The sequence below is a fragment of the Roseateles sp. SL47 genome (assembly GCF_026625885.1).
Lineage (GTDB): Bacteria > Pseudomonadota > Gammaproteobacteria > Burkholderiales > Burkholderiaceae_C > Roseateles.
In genome coordinates, this window is sequence record NZ_CP113068.1 from 4,330,222 (window position 1) to 4,354,143 (window position 23,922).

At 65.4% G+C, this 23,922-nt stretch carries 14 protein-coding genes and 1 pseudogene; 9 read left to right on the top strand and 6 right to left on the bottom strand.

Features of this window, described 5'->3' with window-relative positions; genetic code table 11:
• Positions 1 to 320: 320 nt before the first annotated feature.
• The 5 genes and pseudogenes from OU995_RS18910 (at position 321) to OU995_RS18930 (ending at position 4,896) form a co-directional block, all read left to right on the top strand.
• Positions 321 to 1,037, top strand: a complete 717-nt coding sequence (locus tag OU995_RS18910; RefSeq protein WP_267836305.1) for a MipA/OmpV family protein — start codon at positions 321 to 323, stop codon at positions 1,035 to 1,037.
• A 103-nt stretch (positions 1,038 to 1,140) separates the two neighbouring features.
• Positions 1,141 to 1,917 carry a sterol desaturase family protein gene (locus OU995_RS18915; protein ID WP_267831577.1) on the top strand — a complete coding sequence of 259 codons (777 nt, stop codon included), beginning with the start codon at positions 1,141 to 1,143 and terminating at the stop codon, positions 1,915 to 1,917.
• A 4-nt stretch (positions 1,918 to 1,921) separates the two neighbouring features.
• Positions 1,922 to 2,320 (top strand): hypothetical protein, encoded by a 399-nt coding sequence (locus OU995_RS18920; RefSeq protein ID WP_267831578.1) that lies wholly within the window; start codon positions 1,922 to 1,924, stop codon positions 2,318 to 2,320.
• A 255-nt stretch (positions 2,321 to 2,575) separates the two neighbouring features.
• Positions 2,576 to 3,676 (top strand): ABC transporter substrate-binding protein, encoded by a 1,101-nt coding sequence (locus OU995_RS18925; RefSeq protein ID WP_267831579.1) that lies wholly within the window; start codon positions 2,576 to 2,578, stop codon positions 3,674 to 3,676.
• A gap of 182 nt (positions 3,677 to 3,858) precedes the next feature.
• Positions 3,859 to 4,896 (top strand): annotated as a pseudogene (locus OU995_RS18930) (SDR family oxidoreductase).
• Positions 4,897 to 5,149: 253 nt separating this feature from the next.
• Here the strand turns inward: OU995_RS18930 and OU995_RS18935 are convergent.
• From OU995_RS18935 to OU995_RS18950, 4 genes are all read right to left on the bottom strand, one after another.
• Entirely contained in the window at positions 5,150 to 6,280 is a 1,131-nt protein-coding gene (locus OU995_RS18935) for a hypothetical protein (RefSeq protein WP_267831580.1), read from the bottom strand.
• A 229-nt stretch (positions 6,281 to 6,509) separates the two neighbouring features.
• Complete coding sequence (locus tag OU995_RS18940) at positions 6,510 to 8,063, bottom strand: methyl-accepting chemotaxis protein (protein ID WP_267831581.1); 1,554 nt, start codon at positions 8,061 to 8,063, stop codon at positions 6,510 to 6,512.
• 273 nt (positions 8,064 to 8,336) lie between these two features.
• Positions 8,337 to 9,125, bottom strand: coding sequence for a 3'(2'),5'-bisphosphate nucleotidase CysQ (gene cysQ / locus OU995_RS18945; RefSeq protein WP_267831582.1), 789 nt, complete (start codon positions 9,123 to 9,125; stop codon positions 8,337 to 8,339).
• Positions 9,126 to 9,265: 140 nt separating this feature from the next.
• Entirely contained in the window at positions 9,266 to 10,939 is a 1,674-nt protein-coding gene (locus tag OU995_RS18950) for a cyclic peptide export ABC transporter (RefSeq protein ID WP_267831583.1), read from the bottom strand.
• A 261-nt stretch (positions 10,940 to 11,200) separates the two neighbouring features.
• Here OU995_RS18950 and fhuF point away from each other — a divergent pair, with 261 nt between their 5' ends.
• A complete protein-coding gene (gene fhuF, locus OU995_RS18955) occupies positions 11,201 to 12,016 on the top strand; it encodes a siderophore-iron reductase FhuF (protein ID WP_267831584.1) in 816 nt (271 codons plus the stop codon).
• Here the strand turns inward: fhuF and OU995_RS18960 are convergent.
• Positions 11,991 to 14,735: a penicillin acylase family protein gene (locus OU995_RS18960; RefSeq protein WP_267831585.1), complete on the bottom strand. Its 2,745-nt coding sequence runs from the start codon at positions 14,733 to 14,735 to the stop codon at positions 11,991 to 11,993. The two genes, fhuF and OU995_RS18960, sit on opposite strands and share 26 nt — an antisense overlap.
• A gap of 186 nt (positions 14,736 to 14,921) precedes the next feature.
• Here OU995_RS18960 and OU995_RS18965 point away from each other — a divergent pair, with 186 nt between their 5' ends.
• The 3 genes from OU995_RS18965 (at position 14,922) to OU995_RS18975 (ending at position 19,677) form a co-directional block, all read left to right on the top strand.
• Complete coding sequence (locus OU995_RS18965) at positions 14,922 to 16,034, top strand: GNAT family N-acetyltransferase (protein ID WP_267831586.1); 1,113 nt, start codon at positions 14,922 to 14,924, stop codon at positions 16,032 to 16,034.
• Between the two features lie 2 nt (positions 16,035 to 16,036).
• Positions 16,037 to 17,320 (top strand): lysine N(6)-hydroxylase/L-ornithine N(5)-oxygenase family protein, encoded by a 1,284-nt coding sequence (locus OU995_RS18970; protein WP_267831587.1) that lies wholly within the window; start codon positions 16,037 to 16,039, stop codon positions 17,318 to 17,320.
• Between the two features lie 143 nt (positions 17,321 to 17,463).
• A complete protein-coding gene (locus OU995_RS18975) occupies positions 17,464 to 19,677 on the top strand; it encodes a TonB-dependent siderophore receptor (RefSeq protein ID WP_267831588.1) in 2,214 nt (737 codons plus the stop codon).
• Between the two features lie 57 nt (positions 19,678 to 19,734).
• Here OU995_RS18975 and OU995_RS18980 read toward each other — a convergent pair whose 3' ends face one another.
• Positions 19,735 to 23,922 carry an amino acid adenylation domain-containing protein gene (locus OU995_RS18980; protein ID WP_267831589.1) on the bottom strand — a complete coding sequence of 1,396 codons (4,188 nt, stop codon included), beginning with the start codon at positions 23,920 to 23,922 and terminating at the stop codon, positions 19,735 to 19,737.

The window sequence follows — 23,922 nt, forward strand, 5'->3', positions numbered from 1 at the left end:
GGCACACCGACACGATCAATGCGATGAATAAAAAAGGCGCCGGTCCTGGATTCTTCCATCCCTCCTGAAGAAATCTCTGACTTCGTCTGGCATGGCTCTACCGACCCACCGGATTGGGAGAAACTCGATCGGGCCGGACACCACACCGACGGCCAGCTGACAGGCTCCCGCAAGCTTCGCCCGGACCTGACATCCTAGAATTCCGCGTGACCTGCCCCACGCCCTTCATCGCCCTGCCCCGTCTCTTGAGGCTGCCGCTGCTTTGCGCGGGCGCCCTGGCGAGCACCACCCCCTCATGGGCCGCCGGAAGCCTCGTGCTGATGGACGCCCCCCCGGCTGAATCGACCTGGTCGGGCGGTGTCTCCACGCGCAGTTGGCCGTCCGCGCCGGGCAGCCGTGCCCGGAGCGACGACGTGTTGCCCGCGTTCGAATACCTCGCGCCCAGCGGTGCCTTCGTCTCCACGGACCTGGGCGTGGGCTGGAATCTCGTTCCTCTTCTGGCCGGCGCCGAGTCCGCCAAGACCTGGCAAGCGGGTGCACGCCTGTGGCCGCAGTTCGGGCGCCCCTCGCGCTTCACACCACAAGGCATCGACCGGCTCGGCACGCGCATCACCTCCGAGGCCTTTGTCAATGTACAGGCGACGTCCTGGCTGCTGCTGCAATCGGGCGCGTCCTGGGGCAGCGGGCGACATCACGACGGCCGGCAGCTGGAGCTCGGGCTGACTTCGGGCATTCCCATCGGCGACGACCTGATCGGCCTGACGCTCGCAGCGACCACCGCCAACGCCGCCCACTTGCGCAGCAGCTATGGCGTCGGTCCGCGTGAGGCCCTCGCCAGCGGCGTGCCCGAATGGCGGCCTCGCGCCGGAATGATGGACTGGAGCATCGCGCTCAACGGCGAGCACAAGTTTTCCTCGCGCTGGTCGGTCAGCGGCCAGTGGCTCAACGCCCGGTTGGTCGGCGATGCGGCGCATTCGCCGCTGACCACCGCCAAGTCGCAGCAGACCTTCAGCGCCAGCCTCTGGTACCGGTTCTGAGCGCGCGGGGCCTGATCGAGATCCAGCCGCCCCCCTCCACGCTCTTGCCATCCGCCATGCGCCATCTCCCGCCCACCATCGTCGTCCGTCACCGCCACTTGCCATGCATCGTGTCCTCCTGATCGCCGTCCCGCTGTTCACGCTCTGCATGGCCCTCGAGTGGTGGTGGAGCCGCCGGCACGGCCGCGACACTCACGACCTGGCGGACTCGCTGAGCAGCCTCAGCCAGGGCCTGATGAGCCTGGCGGTGGCTGCGGTGACACCACTCTTCCAGACTGGCCTCTATGCCGGCGCCCTGCCGCATGTCGCGCTGGTGCCGGCGTCCGTGTGGTCGGGCTGGTGGGGATGGGCCGCAGCGATCGTTGTCTACGACTTCTGCGATTACTGGCTGCATCGCGTCAGCCACGAGAGCGCGATCTTCTGGGCGGCTCACGCGGTGCACCATCAGAGCGAGCGCTTCAACCTGACAACGGCGCTGCGGCAGGAGAGCTTCTACGCGGTAATGGGCGCGCCCTTCTTCCTGCCGATGGCGCTGCTGGGGATGCCAGTCCATCTCTACCTGGGTGCGGGGCTGTTCGTGCTGCTGTACCAGTTCTGGATCCACACCGAGCTGATCGGTAAGCTGGGCTGGTTGGACCGCGTGATTTCGACGCCCTCCAACCACCGGGTGCATCACGCGGTGAATCCAGGCTATCTCGACAAGAACTACGGCGCGGTGCTGGTGATCTGGGACCGGATGTTCGGTAGCTTCGCCCTGGAGACTGAACCCTGCGTGTACGGGACGGTGAAGCCCCTGCACAGCTGGTCGCCGCTGCGTGCGATCGGCCAGTTCTACGGCGAGCTTTTTCGAGCGCGCGCGGGCCACGCCGCGCTGGCGTGATCGCGTGCGGGTGCTGTTCAAGTCACCCGGGTGGGCGCCGCCGGGTCTGCCGCCCTTTGCACCGCCGGATGAGACGCGGCTGCGGCAACCACGCTTCGCCTCGCGCATGGAGGCGCTCGATGTGGCGCGGGCGATCAGCCTGTTCCTGGTGACGGCGGCCGCGACGGCAACCTGGCTGGATGCCGCCGAGGATCTCGGCGAGGGCCGCAATCTGCTGGCCGCCGCAGTGGTCGCGATCGGCTTGTCGGCGACGGGCGCGATGCTCACGCGCGGCGTGCATGACGGTCAGCTCGATGGCCGCGAGCATCGCGCCAGCGATCGGTCCTCCCGGCGGCGGGCATGGGGCATCTACCTCGGCGCGATGGCCTTGTGCGTGGGGTTGATCGCGGTCATGGTGGGGTAGCCCTTTCCCTCTCCGCCTCTGCAGGGGTGCCTGCTGCGCTTGCACAGCCGCCGGTTTTTGTGACTGAGCGTCTCAGGCAGGCGCTCAGGTACGGATAGGGCCGCTGGCAGCGACGTTGCAAATCCGACTGTTCCGAGACTTCCTAACGCCACGGTCAGAACAATCCATGATGATCTTAGGGAAACCCCTTTCATCGCCGGATGAAAGCCGCTTCAGCATCTAGCGGAAACAATGCCCATACCCCAGGAGACCTGAATGCGCCTGCTCTCGTTGCTTGCACTTGCTCTACTGCCACTGGCCGCCCACGCCGACCTGCTGATTGGTCAAACGGCAGGATTTACCGGCCCGGTCGGTGCGAGTGTTACCGAAACAACCGAGGGCGCGAAGCTCTACCTTGACTCGATCAATGCGGCCGGAGGGATCAACGGCCAGACGGTGAAGCTGGTCTCGCTGGATGACAAGTTTGACCCACCCACCGCTGCCGCCAATGCAGCGAAATTGATCACCACCGACAACGTACTGGCCCTGTTTCTGACACGAGGCACGCCCCACAACCAGGCGATCCTGCCGCTGCTGGCGACGCATCATGTGCCGCTCATTGCGCCGTCCTCGGGCGCAGCGCTGCTGCACACCCCGGTCAATCCTTGGGTGTTCAACGTGCGTGCCACCTACCAGCGCGAAGCCGAGCGCGCGGTGCGTCACTTGAGCCTGATCGGCATTGAAAGGATAGGGATCGTCCAGGTCGACGACTCGTTCGGCGCCGACGCAGTGATAGGTGCGAACAATGGCCTTGCCGCAGTGAACAAAACGGCTGCGTTCTCGACCAAATTTGACCGCGCGAAGCCTGACTTCAAGGCGGCAGCACAAAGCGCTGTCTCTAGCAATGCGCAGGCCATCATGTTCCTGGGCTCCGGCCAAGCGGTCGCAGACGGCATTGCCGCCATTCGCGCAGCAGGCTCCAAGGCGCAATTCGTGACCTTGTCCAACAATGCCGCGCATGGTTTCGTGAACCAGTTGGGTGAAAACGCGCGCGGCGTGATGGTGACTCAGGTGTTCCCGTATGAGCGCTCCAAAGCCAGCAAGATCGTGACAGAGGCCGCCCAGATGTCGCAGGCCAAGGGCAAGGGCGACATCACACCTGCCATGATGGAAGGCTTCGCCGCGGCCAAGGTACTGGTGGAAGGCCTGCGCCGCGTCGGCCCGAATCCGACCCGGCAGAAGCTGCGTGACGCGCTCGAGGGCATGCGCAAGGTCGATATCGGGGGCCTTGAGGTCTCTTTCTCGCCCACCGATCACACCGGGCTCGACTATGCAGACCTGTCAATCATTGGTGCGGACGGCAAGTTCATGCGCTAGTGCGGTGCTCAGGCCCAGCCATGGCTCCACAGTGAAGGCTGCGGCGGACGAATGCTTGCTGTCGCGATCCAGCGCGAAGAATCGCGCCGGTCGTGGTGCGCAGCGCTGAGGCGGTCTGGGGAACACCTTTGCTCTGTGGCTGACCTTGTGGTGCCCGTCTGGGCCTCCCCCCCCGCCCCGCCATTTGGCGGCACGCTTCGTTCAGTTCAGACGACAGCTTTTGCCCGCCATGGTGTCAAGACCGTCACCGCACACCAGAGCCAGCAGACCGAGATGGAAGGCTGGTCGCCCGCACAATCGGGAGCATGCACATCTGCACCGTTGCGACGCCAAGTTATCTCGCGCGACACAGCACACCACAAGATCCTGAGCAGCTTCGCCTCCATAACCTGGTGGCCGGCCAAAACGGCAACCGAGCGCTGGCTTGGCGTTTCAACACGCCTTCGGGCCCTCTGGAGATCGAGCCGAAGGGAAACATTCGAGCCAATGACGCAGAGGCTGTTCGTGCAGCGGCGCTGTCAGGCCTTGGCATCGCTCATGACGCTCAAGCCATGTTCCAGCCGGATCTGGACGAAGTCGCCGTTCGTGCCACTGCTTCAGGCATTCAGGCCAGCGCCGAGGGACATCCATGCCGTCACGGCGGTCTCTCGCCGTGTGCCGCATCGCCTGCGCGTGTTCATGGACCTGCTGGCGCAGATGGCAGATTCGGAAAGCTTGACGTCCTGGTCAATAACGCTGGTATTGCGATTCAGGGCCATTGGGTTGACGATCCAGAGTTGGACGGTGAGAAGTACAACCAACAGTGGCAAGTGAATGTCCTGGGCACGATTGCCAACACGCGTGCCGCAGCGCCGCGCCTGACGGACGGTAGTCGCATCATCTTCATTGGCTCCTTGCTCGGTACTGCGGTGCCGTTCCCTGGCGTTGCGGACTATGCAGGCACCAAATGAGCGCTTGCCGTATACGCCAAAGGCATTGCGCGTGACCTCGGCCGCCGCAACATCACGGTCAATGTGGTGCAGCCCGGCATCATGCCGACGGACATGGCGTCGGACGTTGCCGGGGAGCTGCCGGACCGCGAGGCCATTCTCGACATGCACCCCATTCGTCGCATCGCGACCTTGGAGGAAGTTGCGCAGACCGTGTGTTTCCTCGCGGGTCCCGCAGCGGGTTACATCACGGGCGAGACCATCAACATTGCGGGGGGACTCGCCATCTGAAGGCTCATCCCGGACCTTGAATGCACCCCGGCGTATTCACCATCATCGCGCCCATGCGGCCGAGACCGCCAGCGTGATTGAATCGAGTACGCCGGGAGCTTTTGTTCATGAGGAAATCAACCCGCTCGTTTTGGGCGGTGGGCGCCTTCCTGTACCTGACCCAGGATCGAACCTACGATTCCAAGAGAAAATTCCGACTGGATGTCGCCAACCCGCTTTGACTGATGGGCCAACGAGGTGGGCCGACGCCGCCTCACTTGAACCAATAAAGCGCCAGAACCGCCAACGCCAGCACACTCAGGCCCATGACGACCTGCCGGAATTGGTCATTTCGATCCTCGTTGCCGCCCAGGAACTGCTGCCGCCGACGTTCAAACTCCGGATCGTTGACTGAGTGCACCGCCATGCGCTTTGCTTCTTCCTGCTGCTGCTCCTTGGTTTGAGGCTCGGCGGTTTGCTGGGCCTCCATGACCGGAAGCGGCGTATTGTTCTGTCTCTCCAATGCAAGCGCCTCAAGCTTCCTGAGTTCCTCCCCGACATAGTCTTGTCGCTCTGCGTTGGCAGAGAGCGTTCCGTCCTTGTATTGACCAAGCGCTTGCATGAGCACCTGCTGGGTGTCTTGATTGATCCAGCCTTCCTTCAACGCGCGACTGATGTTGCCTACCTGGGTCTTGTAGCGAAACGACTGTCCTTTGGCGCTCCCATAGATTCCGAACCAGCAATAGTTGAGACCCACCGCCGTCTCGAAGGTGCCCCGATCCTCCCCATCCGCCACGATCACCGGCGCGAAGTGGTTCTCCCAACCTCGTCCCCCCATCACATCGCCGACGTCATGGGTGACATTGGCTGTGTACAGACTTCGGCCAGGCGGCGCGTTTTCGTTCTCCTGGGTTTCCGTGATGCCAGTGACTGCCCGAGAGAAATGACCACATTGCATCTGGTCCATCGCCGGCTTGTTGGCGAGGTCCGCTTGCACCTCGGACATCGGGGCGCCGTTAATGTGGACATCGCACCTCTCCTTGTTGAAGGTAACGTGCTGAAGCTTGAATGGTGTGACTTCATGAGCCACATACAGCTGGCCATGCTCCCCTTCGTTGCGTACGGCGAATTGCCCATTCGCCGAGACCTTCAAACCATTCGGGGCCTGTGTGTATCGTTGGGCCACAGCGCCACTCGCCTCGGGCCTGCGCTGCAAGGCTTGGCGCTCGCTGGCAGTCTTGGGGCCAGCATTCGGGAAGACCTGTTCGATCAGCCGTCGTTGCGCTGAGATGCGTGGCGATGTGTCAATGGTCGCTTGCGCCCTGCTGTTGCTCTGCCCGTGAATGGCCGCTAGCGGCCCATCCACTGACCCTCGGGATTCTGCGGGGGAAACACGAAGCATCATTGACGTCTATTGAGAGCGCGGGGCATCGGTTCTCCAAGATGCCTGGCCCATGCGCCTCCGTCCATCGGTGGGAATCGGAGTCTGTGCGGCGTCAATGCTGAGAAGGCGATGACCAGCAGCGGATCGACGCACTGCCCATATTCCACTGTGAGCGGCTCAAGAGGGAAGCTTGGGTGCAGCCGCCCGCTGCCGACATGCCTGAATGACGCCGCGACGTCTGGCTCTCCCACTACGGCAATGCGCGTGCCCCAGTGCCCGGGATCTTGAACACCGCCACAGCCAGCACGAGGTCTTCCGACTGCGACTTGAGGCTGCTGGTGGCCGCCGCCATTTCCTCGACCAGCGCTGCATTCTGCTGCGTCACCTGATCAATGGACTGCACCGCCTCGCCGACCTGCGCCACGCCCTGTGCCTGCTCTTTGCTGGCGGCACTGATTTCGCCCATGATCTGCGTCGCGCGCTGGATGCTTTCCACCACCTGCGACATCGTGACGCCCGTCCGGTCCACCAACGCGGTCCCGCGCTCCACACGTTCCACGCTCGCGTTGATCAGCGTCTTGATTTCTTTCGCGGCTGCGGCGCTACGGCTGGCCAGCGAGCGCACCTCAGACGCCACCACCGCAAAGCCGCGGCCCTGCTCTCCCGCTCGCGCCGCTTCAACGGCCGCATTCAAGGCCAGGATGTTGGTCTGGAAAGCAATGCCATCAATCACACTGATGATGTCGCTGATCTTCCTGCTGGCGTCGTTGATGTCCTTCATCGTGGCAACGACCTGCGACACCTCCTCACCGCCCGCGATCGCCACCTTGGAGGCCGTGATCGCGAGCTGGTTGGCCTGGGACGCACTGTCAGCGTTCTGACGGACAGTCGAACTCAACTGATGCATGCTGGCCGCCGTCTCCTGCAGCGCGCTGGCTTGATTCTCGGTGCGCGACGACAGATCGTGGTTGCCGACAGCGATCTCGGAGCTGGCGGTGGACACACTCTCGGCCCCTTGCCGCACACGGCTGACCACGCTGACCAGGCTCGACTGCATGCGCTTGAGCGTGGTCAGCAACTGCGCCACTTCGTCCTTGCCGTGCAACGGAATGTCGGCGCCGAGGTCGCCCTCCGCAACACGCTGGGCCACTTCATTGGCACGCGCCAGCGGCTTGACGATGGACATCGCCAGCAGCCAGGATAGCACCGCACCCAAGGCCACGCTGACGGCGCCCAGTGCCACAAGCAGCTGACTGCTGGAAGCGCGCTTGGTCTGAATGCCCAGGGCCAGTTCGTCGATCTGTTTGCGTTCAGCTTCAAGCAACGCGTCGATCTTTTGCAGGTACAGCACGTTCTTCGCGAGATATTGCTCGTCGAGAACCTTGTTGGCCTCGTCGGTTTTGCCGGCACGTTTCAAGGCAAAGATTTCGTCGCGGGCTTGCAGGTACACCTTGCGGATGCTGTCGATGTCCTCCATCAACGCTTTTTCCTTGGGCGTTTGCAATTGCTTCTGGATATTGGCCAGCAACTCCGCAGAGTCCTTGGAGGAAGCGGTCTGTTCCGCCTTGAAGAAGTCGACCAGCGACGAGTCGCTGCTGCGGGCAATGGCCGTGGTTCGGGTTGCGGCAGCACGCACGTTGCGATACCAGTCACTGACCAGCCGCTCCGTCTTCAGCGGAGCGTTCATCATGGTCTCTGTGGCGCGGGCCACCGCATCCAGTTGATAAATGCTCAACATGATGACGCCGACCAGCAGCGCAAGAATCAACGAAAAGGCCAGTGCCAGTCGTTGCGTGACAGACATGTTCGAAAGCGTGCTCATAGCGTCCCTATTGACCATAGCGGCGCCGCTCGAATGGGGAGTGAGCAGCTGCCATTCGAGCACTTTCGGAGCACTTTCGAATGAAGAAATGGCCGCGTAAGAAGGAGAGCGCTCGTTCACCTGAGCACTCCGGATTGACAGCGGGAGTATTTCAGAAGCCAAGCGCCCCAATGCGCTTCATTCAAGGAATTCGGTAATTTTTTGGGATTGGGATGGGCAGAGGCGTCGAGTGCGCGGAACCGTCAAGCTTGGGTTTCACCGCGGCATCAGTGCCGCATCTCGCACCGCCACGAATGACGGATTGAGCACGTCTGCCTTTCCATGACGCAGCGGAGCCCCCTGCAAATCCAGCACCGCGCCGCCCGCTCCCTCCAGCACCGCCTGAGCAGCAGCAACATCCCACTCGCAGGTCGGCGAGAGCCGGGGGTAGACGTCCGCCATGCCCTCTGCCACGCGGCAGATCTTGAGCGAACTGCCCGCCTGGACCAGGCTGACCGCGCCCAAGCGGTCAATGAATGCGCGCGTGTCGTCATTGAGGTGGCTCTTGCTGGCGACCACGCGGCAGACGGAAACGGCCGGATCCACGGCCACCCGGATGCAGCTGGTTTCTGCGCCCACACGGCGCCAGGCACCAAAGCCCGCCCCCCCCCAATAGATCGTGTCCATTGCGGGTGCATCAACCACACCGAACACGCTACGGCCGTTTTCGATCAGCGCGACATTCACTGTGAACTCTCCACTGCGGGCGATGAACTCCTTGGTTCCGTCCAGCGGATCGATCAACCAGAATCGCCCCGACCCGCAGCGATGCGACTGCGAGGCGTCACACTCCTCGGACACGACCGCGCAATCCGGCAGCAGCCCCGCCAGTTCAGTGGAAAGTATCCGGTGAGAGGCCAGATCTGCCTCGGTCAGCGGGCTCTGGTCCGCTTTGTGGCTGACCACTCCCGGTCCGGCGCGGTAGATGCTCAGCACGGCCTCGCCGGCCATTCTCACAATGGCCAGCAGCCTCTCGATCCACTGGTCTTCATTGATCTGTCCCATACAAATGGCCTTTGGGCAGTTTTGGCAGGGGTGGCCGATCGATCCTACCACCCAGCCCATGAGCCCATGAGCCGCCACACACACCCACACTCAATGCATTCCCCACAGGGGTGGTCTCTCAAGGCCGGAATCTGGCCTCCTCACACGGCCAGTGAGGTCTGGATCCGGTCGGGGGCGGCCTCGCGGTGCGGCGCACCGGCTCCGGGCTCTTTTTCCACCGCCACCACCTGACCGTCTTCCATGCGGACCACCCGGTCTGCCAGATGGAAATATCGGTCGTCGTGTGAGATCACCAGCACGCATTTCCCACGGGCACGAAGCTCCGGCAGCAGCTCTCTATAAAACACTTCCTTGAAGACCGGATCCTGGTCCGCCGCCCATTCATCGAAGACCAGGAACGGCCGGTCCTCCAAATAGCTCACCACCAGCGCCAGCCGCTTGCGCTGCCCTTGAGACAGCTGCCGGGTCGTGAACGCCCCCTCTTTGACCTGCACCTTGTGATCCAGCAGCAGCTTGCTCAGCAGACGGTTGCCGCGTTCGTCCAGGTCGGCCGAGCCACCGTCCAGCAACTGCTCGAACAGGTGGAAGTCCGAAAAGATGGCACTGAAGCATTGGCGATAGGCATCGCGGTTTCCATCATCCACCACGGCACCGTTCAGAAGCACCTGCCCACCCTCCGGCCTATACAGCCCCACCAGCAGTTTGGCCAGCGTGGTCTTGCCGCTGCCGTTGCCGCCCACCAGGAAGGTGATCTGCCCAGGCCGGAAATCCAGCTGCACCGGGCCCAGCGCAAACACCTCGTTGGCACCTTCATGAAAATACTGATGACGCACGCCTGCCAAGGCCAGCCCTTCGAAGGCGGGGACAGGCGGCGCAGCGACTTCCGCCTCGATGCGTTCCAGCTGTTCCGTCAGTTCGTCAATGCGGGCGCCAGAGACACGTGCCAGATTGGCCTTTGGCAGGCACATCAGCAGGGTCTCCAGCGGTGCCACCATGTAGACGAACACCAGCGCAAACCCGGTCATCACCCGCGCCCGATCCGGCACGTCTCCCACCAGCACAAACAGCACCAACCCGATGAACCCGTAGATCAGGAAGTTGCCCCAGGAGGCTGACAGGACGAACACCGACATGCCGGTGGCCCGTTCCCGCCGTACGGTCTCAATGGAGCGCCCCAGCACCAGCTCTGCAAAGCGCGCCCGCTTGGCGGCATTCAAGCGCAGTTCCTTCGCCCCTTCGACCAGCGAGCGGAAGTGGTCGAACAGCCGGTCCTGTTCCTTCGACGCGACGTCGAGGTGGCGGATGGCCCGCAGATGGGCCAGGTGATAACCCGCCGAGCCGAGCCCGATCACCAGCACTGCTGCGGCAAACACGGTCCAGGAGAGCCAAGCCAGATACACCATGCACCCCAGCACGATGATGGCGTTGACCAGGATGGTCGGGAAACTCACGAAGAACTCCGCCACCCGCGCGCTGTGTTCAGACAGCGCCGACAGCACCCGCGGCCCACCCAGTTCTTCCATCTTTCTGAAATCGGCCGCCAGCGCTCGGGCCGAAATGAACTGGCGCAACTCCGCATGGGCCCGCTGGCTCAGGCGCTCGAACAGCACCGAAGCCACCATCTGGCTGACCATCGCCCCCAGCGCGACCGCAGCGAATCGCCAGGCCAGGGTGGACAACTCAGTCGCCCCGTTTTGGGTCAAGGCCGCGTTGATCTGCGCCACCAGCAACACACTGCAGACACCTGCCACCACGCTGGTCAGGCCGGCGGCCCAGAGCAGGTAGCGGGACTTTTGAATCAGATAAGCCAGCACGGTCCACCCATCCTGTAAAGCGGACCGCCCCGAACGCCCGCCGTCCGTGCCCTGTCCGTTGGCAGGGGCACGCGCACGTCGCCCCTACCTGAACGTAGACGACTCAGCCTGCGGATTGTTCAGCAGCACCTGGGCCTGGCGGATGTGTCGTGACGATCCGCCGCCAGCACCAGCCCAGCGTTTGCACGCGGCGGAATTGAACAAGCCGCTGCGACGCATCGTCTTCTCAAGGCCGCCTCACCGTGCGGCCACACCCTGACCATGATTCCGCGACTTCAACCCATCTTTCAAGGCGAGTGGGCCCCGTGGGGCGAGACCCTGCATCTCGCGCCGCATTGGCCCGCCTCGGCGGTCGGCCTGGCCGACTGGCTGAGCCAGCCCGACGCCCTGCCCGATGCACTCCGCCGCTACGCGCTGCGCTGGGGCACCGGCACGCGAGACCTGCGTGCGGTGGCCTCGGCCTGGTCCATGGACTATCTCTGGACACTGCTGCCGCCCGTGGTGGCCGGGGCCACCGTGTTGCATCACTGCTTTCCGGTAGAAGCGACGCAGATCGCACTGAGCCTGGATGACCTGGGCTCCCCCAAAGGTTTCCACATCACGGCCGAGGGCCTGGCGATGCCAGGGAGCAGCACGGTGCAGCGCTACAGCGGTTTGATCGACGGCCATTTACGCCCGCTCTTTTCCGCCTTGCATCGCCACACGCGGCTGGCCGAGAAGGTGCTGTGGAGCAATGCGGCCCGTTACCTGGGCGACATCCTGGACGAAGCGCAGGAGCATCTGCCCGGTCCGCCTCCCACCGTTCAGGCCGACCGGGACCAATTGCTGGGCCGTGGGGGCCGGCAGCCCGGCGATGGGCACAACGACCGTCTGATGCGCACACCGCCCGCGCCCTGGCCCACCAACCCGATGCCCGCCCTGCCCCGCCGGGCCGCATGCACGGAGGCTGGCCAGATCGTGCCCCTGCACAGCCACTGCTGCCTGTATTACCTGCTGCCGTCCCAGGCGTATTGCGGCGGCTGCCCGTTGGCGCCGCAGCACCGGGGCACGGTCAGAACAACAGCTTCAGGCGCTTGAGGCGCGGATCGCTCGTAATGTCCTGTTCCCGGAATGGAAATGGCAGCCAATCCTTGCGGGAATAGCGCTGCACCGGCGCCAGCCCCTGCCCCCCAACCAGCGCCGATTCATCCTGGCCCATGGCCTGCAAGGTCCAGGCCTGCACACCGACGCTGCTGAAGGTCACCACCTGCATGTAGCTATTGCCAAAACTATCGGGGCCCAGGGACGAGGGGCGGCCGCTGTCGCCACCGCCATCGCCATTGCAAAGCACCACAAAGTAGCCGACGCCATGGCACCCGCCGTAGATCGGCACCCGCTGCTTGCCGCTCACCACTGCGCGGACGTCCCCTGGGTTGGCGTCCAGGGCCTGGCCACGCCGCCCCAACGCCTCCACCGCCCCGGCCAATGCCCTGGCCACCTGGGCCTGCTTGTCGCTGGCACGCTCCCCGCCCGGGGCCGCCGGTGTGGTCAGCGGGGCGTCGCTGGAAAACGGCGTCCGATAAAGCTGGCCGGCCGGCCATGCCTCCAACCGATCCCAGAACGCGTCCCACAATGGCGCGCCCATGTCGTGTACTTCCGCCTGTCCGCTCCAACGCTCAAGCACCTGGCAGGCGGTGGAGACGTCGACCCGATGCCGCACGGGTACCGGTGCGGCCTGGCCTTCTTGCAGCCCCTCTTTTCCTGACGGCGCGTCCACCCACTCCACCACGGGCTGGGCGCAGGCCTGTTCCAGCAGCTCGGTCTTGAAACGTTCGGCCGAGTAGGCGCGAGGCGTCAGCGCCGCCTGGCGAAGCTGGCGGCTGAGCGCTGCGGCAGACCCGGCATGGGACTGAAGCAATTCCGCCGCCATCTGATGCCCCAGGCGCCCCCGCAGCGACAGGGCCTTGCGCTCCCCACCCAGCACCGACGGATAGCCCTCCAACGGCGCCGAAGCGTTGGTCAGCCAATAGCTGTCGTTCATGTTGGCCACATAGTCCTGGCGCAGCAACTGCGGCATGGCCGTGGCCGCCATCAGGCCCGGCCGGACGTCGCCTTCCTGTTTCGCCCAGTCGCAGGCGGCGCGGCTGCCGTCCAGGAAGGGCGTGGTGGCATCCAGCCGGGCAAAACCGGCCCCCAGCGGCGTGGCGCAGGCGCGGCGCTGCTCGTCGGAGACATTCGGTACCGCACCGATGTCAGCAAACCAAACCCGCCCGTCCCCTCGGCCAACGGCGGTGGTGGTCACCCACGGCATGCCCGCTTCGCGTTTCTGGATCGCGATGAAGTCATCCAGCGACTTCGCCCGATTCCAGAAGAAGAAGTTGCGGAAGGCCCGGAAGTTGTCTTCATTGGCATCCCGAATGGCCAAGGCTGTCGACGCGGTCCAGCGGAAGGCCGGGCTGTAGTTGCCCAAATCCAGCACCGGGCCGAAGCGGCTACGGTACAGCGTGCGGCGCACCCGTTTCACCTCGCCCCCCTCGCGGACTTCCACCTCGACCAGGCGCGCCTGTAGCGCTTCCGACTGCCCGTCGACCAGCACTCGAGTCGGGTCCGATGGGTCCAAGGCCAGCTGAAAGAGTCCAAACCGCCGCGCCGCCGAAACCGTGTGGCTCCAGGCAACGTTGTTGTTGAAGCCGATCATCACCAGCGGCACCCCGATAAAACCTGCCCCCGCCACATTGAGCTTGCCTGGGATGGTCAGATGCATTTGGTAGAACCGGTCCGGACCGCCCCAGAACCAGTGCGGGTTGCCCAGCAGCACGCTTTGGTTCTCGCCGGTGGCCTCCCGGCCAAATGCCAGCGCATTGCTGCCCAGCGCGGGCTGGTCCCCAACGCCATGGGACAGATGGGCCTGCAGAGCGGCTTCGCCCGCACGCACGGAGGCGGCAGGCGCCGACGCCCCGCCCTCCGGCAGTGGCGCCGCTGGCGGCGCCGCATTCACGATCTGCGGAATGAAGCGCGTCAGGCCGGCCGCCACTTGGGCGGCGTACATGCGTCGGTACACATCCTCCGGGCGGATATCGCGCAACCATTCGGCGCGCGCACAGGGCCGATGCGCCTGCGCCGCCGCATCCGCACGCAGATGGGACAGGTAGCGGTTGTAGCCCACCGCATAGCCCTCAACCAGCGCCCGGAGTTCGGGCGGATGCTCCGCGCGGTAGCGTTGGATGACGGTGGCGTCGGCGAAACCCCGGAAAAAGAAATCGAGGTCCAGATTCTTTGACTGGCCGAACGTGGAAGCACGCGCTGGCCGTTCCTCGGCGCCAAAGAACCAGGCGCGGCGCCCTTCATAGGTCACAAACGCTTCGGCCAAAGTACACAACGCGTCCTCTGCCTGCACGTAGCCGATGCCCGCCCCCAATGCGCGCCAGTCCCTGGCGAGCACGTGCGGGACGCCGTCCGTGGTGCGGCGGATCTCGACCGCATGGGCCACTAGGATGGTCGGACGGCGGGCGGCCTTTGGAGCCTGAGCGGCCTGAGCGGCAGACCCAGGGGCGGCCAATGGCTCGGTGGGCGCCTGGTGGGGCGCGGATGCTTGCCCGTGCGCCAGCACCGGACCCAGCCAGGAAAGACCGCAGAGCACGGCCAGCAGCGAGGCCGGGACATACCACCAGGGTTTGTATCGACCGCTGCTTGCGGTCTGACCGCCTCGTTGGCCAGCCCTGTGGTCGACCATCTGCGCGATCACCGCACGCGGGTGCCGCCTGCCCTCAGCCTCCAGCGCGCCCGAGTGGCCGTGGCTGAGAGCGTGAACTGTCATCGTCATACCAATCCTTGATCCAGAGGCGGAGAGCCCCCAAGGCAGACGATTCAGGTCTGCCGATGTTCAGCAACATCGCCGCGCAGCCGCCACCCGCTCGCGACCACTGAACAACGGCCCGCGCTGGATCGTCAGGCAGGGATGGGTGTGCAACCCCACACCTGCTCTCAGACGAGGAGTTCATCTATGTCGATGCCGGCGGTTTCCGATCTGGACTGGAGCCTGGCTACCACCGTCCGTAGTTACCCTGAGGGCGAAGCGCATGAGGCGCTTCGCGATGGCCAGAGCCTGCTGGTGGGCGCCGCCGCCACCGCCGCACGCCAACGCTGGCAGTTCGCCACCGGCCCTCAGGGCCTGGCCCTGGACTGGCGCGGCACCGGCGCCCCCACGGTCAAGGACGTTCTGGCCGCCCTGGAAGCCACGTTCACCTTCCATCCAAGCTCCCGGCACTGCGTGCTCACAGGCCCCCCCTCCTGGCCGGAGCCGCTGTTCCGCCTGGGCGCCCTGCGCCGCGAGCCCCACGGCATCACGGCCAGCCGCGAGCTGTTGTGGCAGTTGCCCGCGCTCTGGTGCCCGGGCGCCTCCGGCGCCGTGCCGCTGCAGTACGCGCTCAGCCCCGAGGGGCGGCGCCATCCCTGGCGCGCGCCCAAACCGCAGGGGCTCATCTACCAGCGTTTCATCCCCTGGTTGGGCAAGACCTTCAGCTTCCGGGCTGTGGATGCCGAGGCGGACCTCCCGCGTATCCACCGCTGGATGAATGACCCGGACGTGGCGCAAGTGTGGCAAGAGGACGGCGACATGGACAAGCACCGCCGCTACCTCGCCGGTCTGGCGGCGGACCCGCACATCTACCCCATGATCGCCAGCCTGGACGGCGAACCCTTCGGCTACTTCGAGGCCTACTGGGCGAAAGAAAACCGCGTTGCCCCCTTTTATGACGCGGACGACTACGACCGTGGCTGGCATGTGCTGATTGGCGAGCCTGCCTGTCGCGGCAAGGCCTTTGCCACCGCCTGGCTCACGTCGATCTCGCACTACCTGTTCCTGGACGACCCGCGCACCCGACGCACCATTGGCGAGCCGCGGGCCGACCACCTGCAGCAGATCCGCAACCTGGACCGTTCCGGCTACGCCAAGGTCAAGGAATTCGATTTCCCGCACAAGCGGGCACTGCTGGTGACGCTGCTGCGAGAGCGCTATTTCACGGACGCCTTGTGGTGGCCCCGCACTGAACCAGCGGCCCTTGCCGCCCCCGCGCCCTCCTCCAACCCCTCCAACCCTGCCGCGAAGGAGGCTTGAGCATGCAGATTCATGATCTTGTGGGGATCGGCTTCGGCCCCTCCAACATCGCCCTGGCCATTGCCCTGGATGAGCAACGCCAGTCCGGCCGCCGGCTCGATGCCCTCTTCATCGAGCGCCAGTCCAGCTTTGCCTGGCATCCCGGCATGCTGCTGGACCAGACGCACATGCAGATTTCCTTCATCAAGGACCTGGCCACGCTGCGAAACCCCACCAGCCGCTTCAGTTTTCTCAACTACCTGCACGAGAAGCAGCGCCTGGCCGACTTCATCAACCTGAAGACGTTCTACCCCAGCCGCCACGAGTTCAATGACTACCTCGCCTGGGCCGCCGCGCAGTTCGACGACCGCTGTGCCTACGGGGAAGACGTGGTGGACGTGCTGCCGGAATACAGCGGCGAGACGGTGGTGGCCTTGCGGGTGCGTTCCCGCGATGCGTCCGGCCACCTGCGCGAGCGGCGGGCTCGCCACCTGGTGGTGAGCCCGGGCGGCAGTGCCAACATTCCCGACGTGTTCAAGCCGCTGCTGAGCGACGCACGTGTCTTCCATTCCAGCCGCTACCGCGATGCCATTGGCCAGTTCCCTCAGGCCCGGCGCGTGGCCGTGCTGGGCGCTGGCCAGAGCGCCGCAGAGATCTTCCTGGACCTGCAAGGACGTTCGCCGGACCTGGAAGTGGACCTGCTGATGCGCGCCCGCGCCATCCGCCCGTCCGACGACAGCCCCTTTGTGAACGAGATCTTCAATGCGGAGTTCGTCGACGACGTCTATGCCGCCAGCGAAGCCGAGCGTAACTCCATGCTGCGGGAGTTCTGGCACACCAACTACGCCTGCCCCGATCTGGCGCTGATCCAGGACATCTACAAGGTGCTCTACGAGCAGAAGGTCCATGGCAGCACGCGGCTGCGCCTGAAGCGGCGCCACCAGGTGCTGGCCGCCACCGCCGCCGATGACGGCATCCATCTGCGGCTGACCGATCTGCAAACCGGTCACAGCACCGCCGAGCGATATGACGCCGTGGTGCTCGCCACCGGCTACGAGCGGTCCCTGCACCGCCAACTGCTGGCACCGCTGGCGCCGTGGCTGGGGGACTGCAGCGTGGATCGGAACTATCGCGTGCGTAGCCCGTCGAACTTCCGGCCCTCCATCTTTTTGCAAGGCGCCTGCGAGAACACCCACGGACTGAGCGACACCTTGCTCTCGGTCACGGCGGTGCGGACCGGCGAGATTTGCGACGCCCTGATCGAGGCCCAGCGCAAGCCCTGGCCCCAGCCGGCGCAGGTCTGCTGATGCAGGCCTGCTGAGACGGGAGGTTTCACCCAGACAATCGTTTCCCTGCCGCCAACCGGCCGCCCCGAGGGTGATCCACCGGGCGGCCGTTGCGCATTTGTTTCACCACGACAGCTCTTTCAACAACAACCATGAGCTCAACCATGACTGCTTCCCATCGGGCTTCCGATTTCCGTCTAACCCCTCTGAGCCTTGCGCTGCGTGGCGCGGTGGCTGGCGCCGCCGGCCTGCTGATGGCCCAAGCCGCACTGGCACAAAACCAGACGTCGACGCCGGCATCGGGGCAGGCCTCCGCCCAGCCGCCCGCTCCTGCGGCCAGTGCGTCTTCGCCTGCCGACACCGCACAGCCCGCCCTGCCCACCGTTCGAGTGCAGGGCAACCGAGACAAGAGCATCGTGGTGAAGCGCAGCGCCACCGGCACCAAGACCGACACAGCGCTCATCGAAGTGCCGCAATCGCTCCACGTCATCACCGCCCGTGAAATGGAAGACATGGGCTTGACCACGCTGACGGAAGCGGCCCGCCAGGTGCCGGGGGTGTCGGTGAACCCCTATGGCTCCGATTCCCGGGCGCCGGACTGGGTGGTGTTGCGCGGCTTTGACGGCTGGTACACCAGCAGCTATCGGGACGGGTTGATCCAGACCGTGGGCATCACCTACCTGGGGCAGCAGACCGAGGTGTATGGCCTGGAGCGGCTGGAGATTCTGCTGGGCCCATCGTCGGTGCTGTTCGGCAAGGGGGATGTGGGCGGGGTGGTCAACCGTGTGAGCAAGGTGCCGGACGCCGGCATGGTGCCCGAGGTGGAGGTGCAGGTGGGCAGCTATGACCGCAAGCAGATCAACACCGACCTGGGCGGCGCACTCACCGAAGATGGGCGCTTGCGCTGGCGCCTGGTGGCGCTGAAGCTGGACACCGGCACGCAGGAGAAATACCCCAACGGCGAGCGCATGGAGCGCAAGCGCGACTACCTGGCCCCCTCGCTGCGTTGGGAGATCACCCCCCAGAGCTCGCTGACGCTTCAATACGAGCACCTGCAGGACGACGCCTCCGACGATGTCCAGTATGTGACCGGCGCTGACGGCAATCCCACCAATGTGAAGGAAGGGGATCCGCGCTATAGCCGCATCAAGACGGGCTCCGATGCCGGTGGCTACCAGTTCGAGCATCACTTCGGTGGCGACTGGCGGTTGAGCCACAAGCTGCGTTATGCCGACCGCACCATGGACAAGCATCACATCCAGTCCTTCCTGGATGCGGACGGAACGACGCTGGAGCGGCAGGCCCGGCATGACGTGGAGTCCGTCAAGGAAACCACGATCGACACGTCCGTGCAGGGCTCGGTGACCACCGGCCCGCTCACCCATGGGCTGCTCTTTGGGGTGGACTGGGACCGCAGCCGCGCCAGCTGGCAGCGTTGGGCGGACATGACCACCCCGCTGGACATGAACGATCCGGTCTACGGGGTGGACATTGCCAATCCGACCACCCCGGCCGCCGACACTCGCATCACCACCACCCAGTTCGGCGCCTATGCCCAGGATCAGCTCAAATGGGACGATCACTGGCGTGTCACTGTGGGCCTGCGCCATGACCGCGTGAAGACGGACAGCGACGACCGCCTGTATCAGAGCCAGTCCACGCAGAAGGACAACGCCACCACCGGTCGCGTGGGGCTGAACTATCTGGTGGGCAATGGCTGGTCGCCCTACGTGAGTTATGCCGAATCCTTTGTGCCCAACATCGGTGTGGATGCCTCCGGCAAGACGTTTGTCCCCAGCGATGGCCGTCAGGTGGAACTCGGCGTCAAGTACATCCCGCAGGACAAGCCACTCTCCTTCACCGCCGCGTTCTTCAATCTGAAGAAAAGCAATGTGGTGAGTTATGACCCGGTGTCCTACGATGCGCACCAGATCGGCAGCGTGCGTTCGCGCGGTATTGAACTGTCGGCCAAGGCGGAGTTGACCCGCCAGCTGCGCCTGACCGCCGCCTACACCAGCTTCGACCTGAAGGTGCTCTCCAGCGCCAACCCGGATGAAGTGGGTCACACGCCGATCCTGGTGCCTGAGCAGACCGGCAACCTGTGGCTGGACTACAGCCTGGACGGCGTCCTGAACGGCCTGGCGATCAGTGGTGGCCTGCGGTATGTGGGCAAGCGTTGGAACAACGAGGCCAACACCTCCTCGGAGCCGGCCTACACCCTTGCCGATGCAGGCGTGCGCTACACCACCGGCCCCTGGCGCTTCTCATTGAGCGTGAGCAACCTGTTCAACAAGCATTACTACTCCGCCGTGGCCTACGGCAGCTACTTCCGGGGTGAAGACCGCGCGGCGCTGTTGAGCGTGAAATATCGCTTCTGAGGCACTGACGAGGATTCCACCGCTGCCCGACGCCTTGTCGGGCAGCGGTTTTTTTCGTCAAGCGCGGTCGGCCGCCGACAGGTGGAGGGCCAGCGCGTCCAGGAACCCGGGGCTGCGGATGATGCTGAGGTGGTTGCTGCCGGCCACGACGTGGCGGCCTGCGACCGGCGCATGGGCCGCCCACTCCCGCAAGCGCCCGTCGGAGGTCAACGAGTCCTCCGCGTGATAGACCTGCAACGGCACCTCGCTGGGCGGGTAGGCATAACGGACGGCTTGCACCCGCTTGTCCAGCGTGACCCACAGCAGGTATTCCTGGGCGTCCTCATCGGTGCCGTCCAAGGGCAGCGGCGACTCCTCCCGCAGCGCATGCTGAATCACGCCGTCCCACTCCTGGGCATCCATGCGGTCGATCAGCCCGCGCCAGGCGTCGGCCATGGTGGACCGACCCAGCCACGCTTCAATGCTTGCCCGCCCCTGGCTGCGCTGCTCGTCCGTCAGGGTGCCCTGGGGCCGGAGTGGTTCCGTTTCAAACACATCCACCATGCCAACAAAGCGCACGTCGACCCGTCCCTGGAGCCGGTGCACCAGTTCGTGGGTGAGATCCCCACCTGACGACCAGCCCAGCAGGGCGCAGCGACCATCAACCGCCGTGGCCGTGATGTAGCGGGCATAGTCGTCCGCCAGGTCGGCCATGGCGAAACCGCGCCAGCGACGCGGGGTGTAGACATGGCTGACAAAGGCATGCACCGCACGCTGTGATCCCAGCGCACGCGCCAGCGGCTCGAATTCCCGCGTGTTGACGATCATGCCGGGCACGCAATAGAGCGGCAGCCCGGCCTCCGCGGCCGCATCGGCGGAAGGGCCAGGGCTGAGGCGGACGGCGTCATGGGCTGCCTCCACACCTTGGCGCAGCGCGTCGGCCAGCGCGCCGAGATGGGGGGCTCGCATCACGGTCGCCAGACTCAGCCGGTCGCCGCCCGGCACGGTGCGGCGCAGCCGCGTCATGAGCTTCAGGCTGAGGATCGAGTCCCCGCCCAGGCCAAAGAAGCTGTCCTCGCGGCGAATGCTGTCGGCCGGCAGGCCCAGCAGCTCGGCCCACAGCGTGGCGATAGCCCCCTCAGCAGGGTCACGCGGTGCCGGCCGGCAAGCCGGTTTTGGCCTTGGTTCATGCGTGCTGTTGTGGTCCGGGCTGCCTTGGCCTTGGAACGTCGGGCCCGGCATGTCAGAGGCGAGCTGCGCGGACCGCGAGGGTGCGGGGAACCCACGGCGGTCGACCTTGCCATTGGCGTTCAGCGGCAAGGCGCCCAGCGGCACCAGGGCCGCCGGCATCAAATGCGCGGGCAGGCATTCGTGAAGATGCGCGCGCAGTGCCGGCAGGTCCAGGTCCATGGCGCCGGTGGGCACGACATAGGCCCAGAGTTCGGTCGTTCCGGCGTCGTTGCGGCCCGCCATCACAAAGGCGTCCGCCACCTGCGGCCACGCCCGCAGCACGGCTTGCAACTCACCGGGTTCAACGCGGAACCCACGAATCTTGATCTGATCATCCTGGCGCCCCAAGAAGTGCAGCGCCCCGTCTCGGCCCAGGCGTACCTGGTCCCCGGTGCGGTATAGACGTGCGCCCTGGATGCCGTGGTCACCCAACGGTGAGGCCACAAACCGGCTGGCGGTCAGGCCTGGCTGGCCCGCATATCCTCGCGCGAGGGCGGGTCCGCCCATGAAGAGCTCGCCCGTCATGCCCGGCTGGACGGGTTGCAGCCGCTCATCCAGCACATAGGCCGTCAGGTTCGGCAGCGGACGTCCCAGCGGCAACTGCGTGGGCAGGTGTGCTTCTGGCGGCAAGGCCTGGGTGAGCACGCCCACAGTGGTTTCGGTGGGGCCGTAATGGTTGAGGATGTGCAGGTCGGGCCGCAGCGCGCGAACCTGCTCCAGCAGCGTCTGGTCGGCAGCCTCCCCCCCCAGCACCAGCAGCCGGGACGGCAGTACATCGGCGGCATGCGGCGTGTCCGCGACCGCGTTCAACAGCCCACGCAGGTGGCTGGGCACGATTTTCAGGGCGGCCGCGCGGGTCTGCTTCATGCGGGCAGCGAAGGCATCGGCGTCGAAGGCCTCGTCCGGGGCCAGGAGGTGCAGGGCCCCGCCTGAGCACAGGGCACCAAACAGGGAGGTGTGTCCCAGATCGGCCGCGACGGTCGACACCATGGCAAAACTGGCGCCGGGCGGCAGTGCCATCCGGGTCAACAGACCCTGGACATAGTTGGCCAGCGCGCCATGACTCACCACCACCCCCTTGGGTCGACCGGTCGATCCGGAGGTGAAGATGAGATAGGCAGCCTGCGCTGGATGGACAAGGACCTCGCCCAGCGACGCCGCAGCGGCGTTGGAACACGCATCCAAGGACGGCTGCAGCACCGGAATCCCCCGCGCCCAGGACTCGGCTTCCGGCGTGGAGAAGAGCGCTGCCGCCCCGGCCTCCTTCAGCAACTGCTCGCGCCGGCTCACCGGCGCTGCGGGGTCCATCGGCACAAATGCGCCTCCGACCTTCAAGGTGCTCAGCAGGGCCAGAACGAATGCGGGAGACCGTTCCAGGCAGATCGCCACACGATCCTCCCGCCCCACCCCCAGCGCTCGGAGCGCGCAGGCGCCTTGCGTGGCGGCGTCATCGACTTGCTGGTAGGTGTAGTGCTGGTCCGCTTGTGTCAGCGCCGTTGCGTCCGGCGACCGGGCGACGACCTTGGTCCACAGTTCCAGGATGGACGCAAGCGCCACGGGCTGAACCTCTCCCGTCAGCACCGACGCGGCATCGGGCAATGCGAGGTCCCCCAGGGCCCGGTGTGGGTCCGCCACCACCTGCGCGGCCAATGCCTGGAACGCCCGCACCAGCCGCTCAATGGTGTCCGCGTCGAAGAGCTCTGTGGCGTAGGCCAGATCGAAGCGCAGCGACTCACGCTCGACGGTCACATCCAGGCTGAGATCAAAGTGGATGTCATCCACCAGCAATGCCCGCGCTTCGACCTGCAAGCCCTGCCCCACGCCGGTGTCCATCGCCGACGCCTGCTGCGCGCATTTGACCTGGAAAAACGGATGAACACCCGGCTGCCGCTCGACGGCCAGACGTTCCACCAGCAGATCCAGCGGCAGGTCTGCATGGCGCTTGGCCTCCAGCAGGCCATCACGCACCTGCAGCAGCAGCGGGAGGAAGCCGGCCTCTGCATCCACCCGGGTGCGCAACGGCAGCACATTGGTGAAATGACCCACGACGCCATCGAGCTCTTCCCGGCCCCGGTTGACTGTAGGCAGGCCGATGCAGATGTCCTCATCGCCACAAAACCGGGCCAGCAGCAGATTGAGCAGCGCGACGGTCACCATGTAGGGCGATGCCGCATGCTGACGCGCCAGCGCCAGCATGGCCGCGCTCACGTCTGCCTCCAGCCGGAAGGACTGCAGGGCGCCGTGTGCCCCCTGCTGGTGTCGACGCGCACGGTCCAGCGGCAGGCGCGTGGTGGCTGGCAGGCCGGCCAGTTGAGACTGCCACCAGGCCAGTTGCCGCTCCTCTTCCCCGGCCTCCAGCCAGTGGTGCTGCCACGTGGCGTAGTCGGCATAGCTGATCGCCAGGGATGGGCGGTCTGGCGGGCTGCCGGGCGTCATCAGGTCCTGCACCAGTTCAGCCATCAGCAGTTCCACCGAACTGCCATCAGCCGCGATGTGATGGACGCTCAGCAGCAGGTCCATCACGCCGTCCGTGAAGCTGTGCAGTTCGGCGCGGAAGACTTCGCCCCGCTCCAGATCAAACGGTTGAAGCGCAAAGTGTTGCGCGTGCTCAGCCATGGCCTCGCCCTGGCTGCCGCTGGTGCCCGCCCAATTCTTGTGCGACCAGTCCATCTTCGTGGCGGGGAGCACACGCTGAATGGGCTGGCCGTCGTCATTCAGGACAAAGGCCGTGCGCAGGGCAGCATGGCGCTCCACCAGTCGCCTCACGCCCGCCTCGACCTGCGCTGGATGCAGGGCACCGCGCAAGGTAAGCCGGCCGGAGAGGTTGTAGGCCGCCGACTGCGGTGACTGGTGCCAGGCCAGCCAAAGGGCCCGCTGAGCCCGGGCCAGCGGCGCCTCCTGAGTCGGATCCCGGGGCACGATGGGCAGCGCGGCAAAGTCCAGTCCTTCGCCTTGCAGGCGCTCAAGAAAGAGCCGGCGCTTGGGGACGGTCAGCCGTGCAAACCGTTGGGCCAGGGAAACAAGTTCCGCATTCAT

Excerpts from the sequence above, each read along its gene's own strand:
- OU995_RS18910 (WP_267836305.1), top strand. The coding sequence starts at position 321 with ATGGACGCCCCCCCGGCTGAATCGACCTGGTCGGGCGGTGTCTCCACG.
- OU995_RS18915 (WP_267831577.1), top strand. The coding sequence starts at position 1,141 with ATGCATCGTGTCCTCCTGATCGCCGTCCCGCTGTTCACGCTCTGCATG.
- OU995_RS18925 (WP_267831579.1), top strand. The coding sequence starts at position 2,576 with ATGCGCCTGCTCTCGTTGCTTGCACTTGCTCTACTGCCACTGGCCGCC.
- OU995_RS18935 (WP_267831580.1), bottom strand. The coding sequence starts at position 6,280 with ATGATGCTTCGTGTTTCCCCCGCAGAATCCCGAGGGTCAGTGGATGGG.
- OU995_RS18940 (WP_267831581.1), bottom strand. The coding sequence starts at position 8,063 with ATGTCTGTCACGCAACGACTGGCACTGGCCTTTTCGTTGATTCTTGCG.
- cysQ (WP_267831582.1), bottom strand. The coding sequence starts at position 9,125 with ATGGGACAGATCAATGAAGACCAGTGGATCGAGAGGCTGCTGGCCATT.
- fhuF (WP_267831584.1), top strand. The coding sequence starts at position 11,201 with ATGATTCCGCGACTTCAACCCATCTTTCAAGGCGAGTGGGCCCCGTGG.
- OU995_RS18960 (WP_267831585.1), bottom strand. The coding sequence starts at position 14,735 with ATGACAGTTCACGCTCTCAGCCACGGCCACTCGGGCGCGCTGGAGGCT.
- OU995_RS18965 (WP_267831586.1), top strand. The coding sequence starts at position 14,922 with ATGTCGATGCCGGCGGTTTCCGATCTGGACTGGAGCCTGGCTACCACC.
- OU995_RS18970 (WP_267831587.1), top strand. The coding sequence starts at position 16,037 with ATGCAGATTCATGATCTTGTGGGGATCGGCTTCGGCCCCTCCAACATC.
- OU995_RS18975 (WP_267831588.1), top strand. The coding sequence starts at position 17,464 with ATGACTGCTTCCCATCGGGCTTCCGATTTCCGTCTAACCCCTCTGAGC.
- OU995_RS18980 (WP_267831589.1), bottom strand. The coding sequence starts at position 23,922 with ATGAATGCGGAACTTGTTTCCCTGGCCCAACGGTTTGCACGGCTGACC.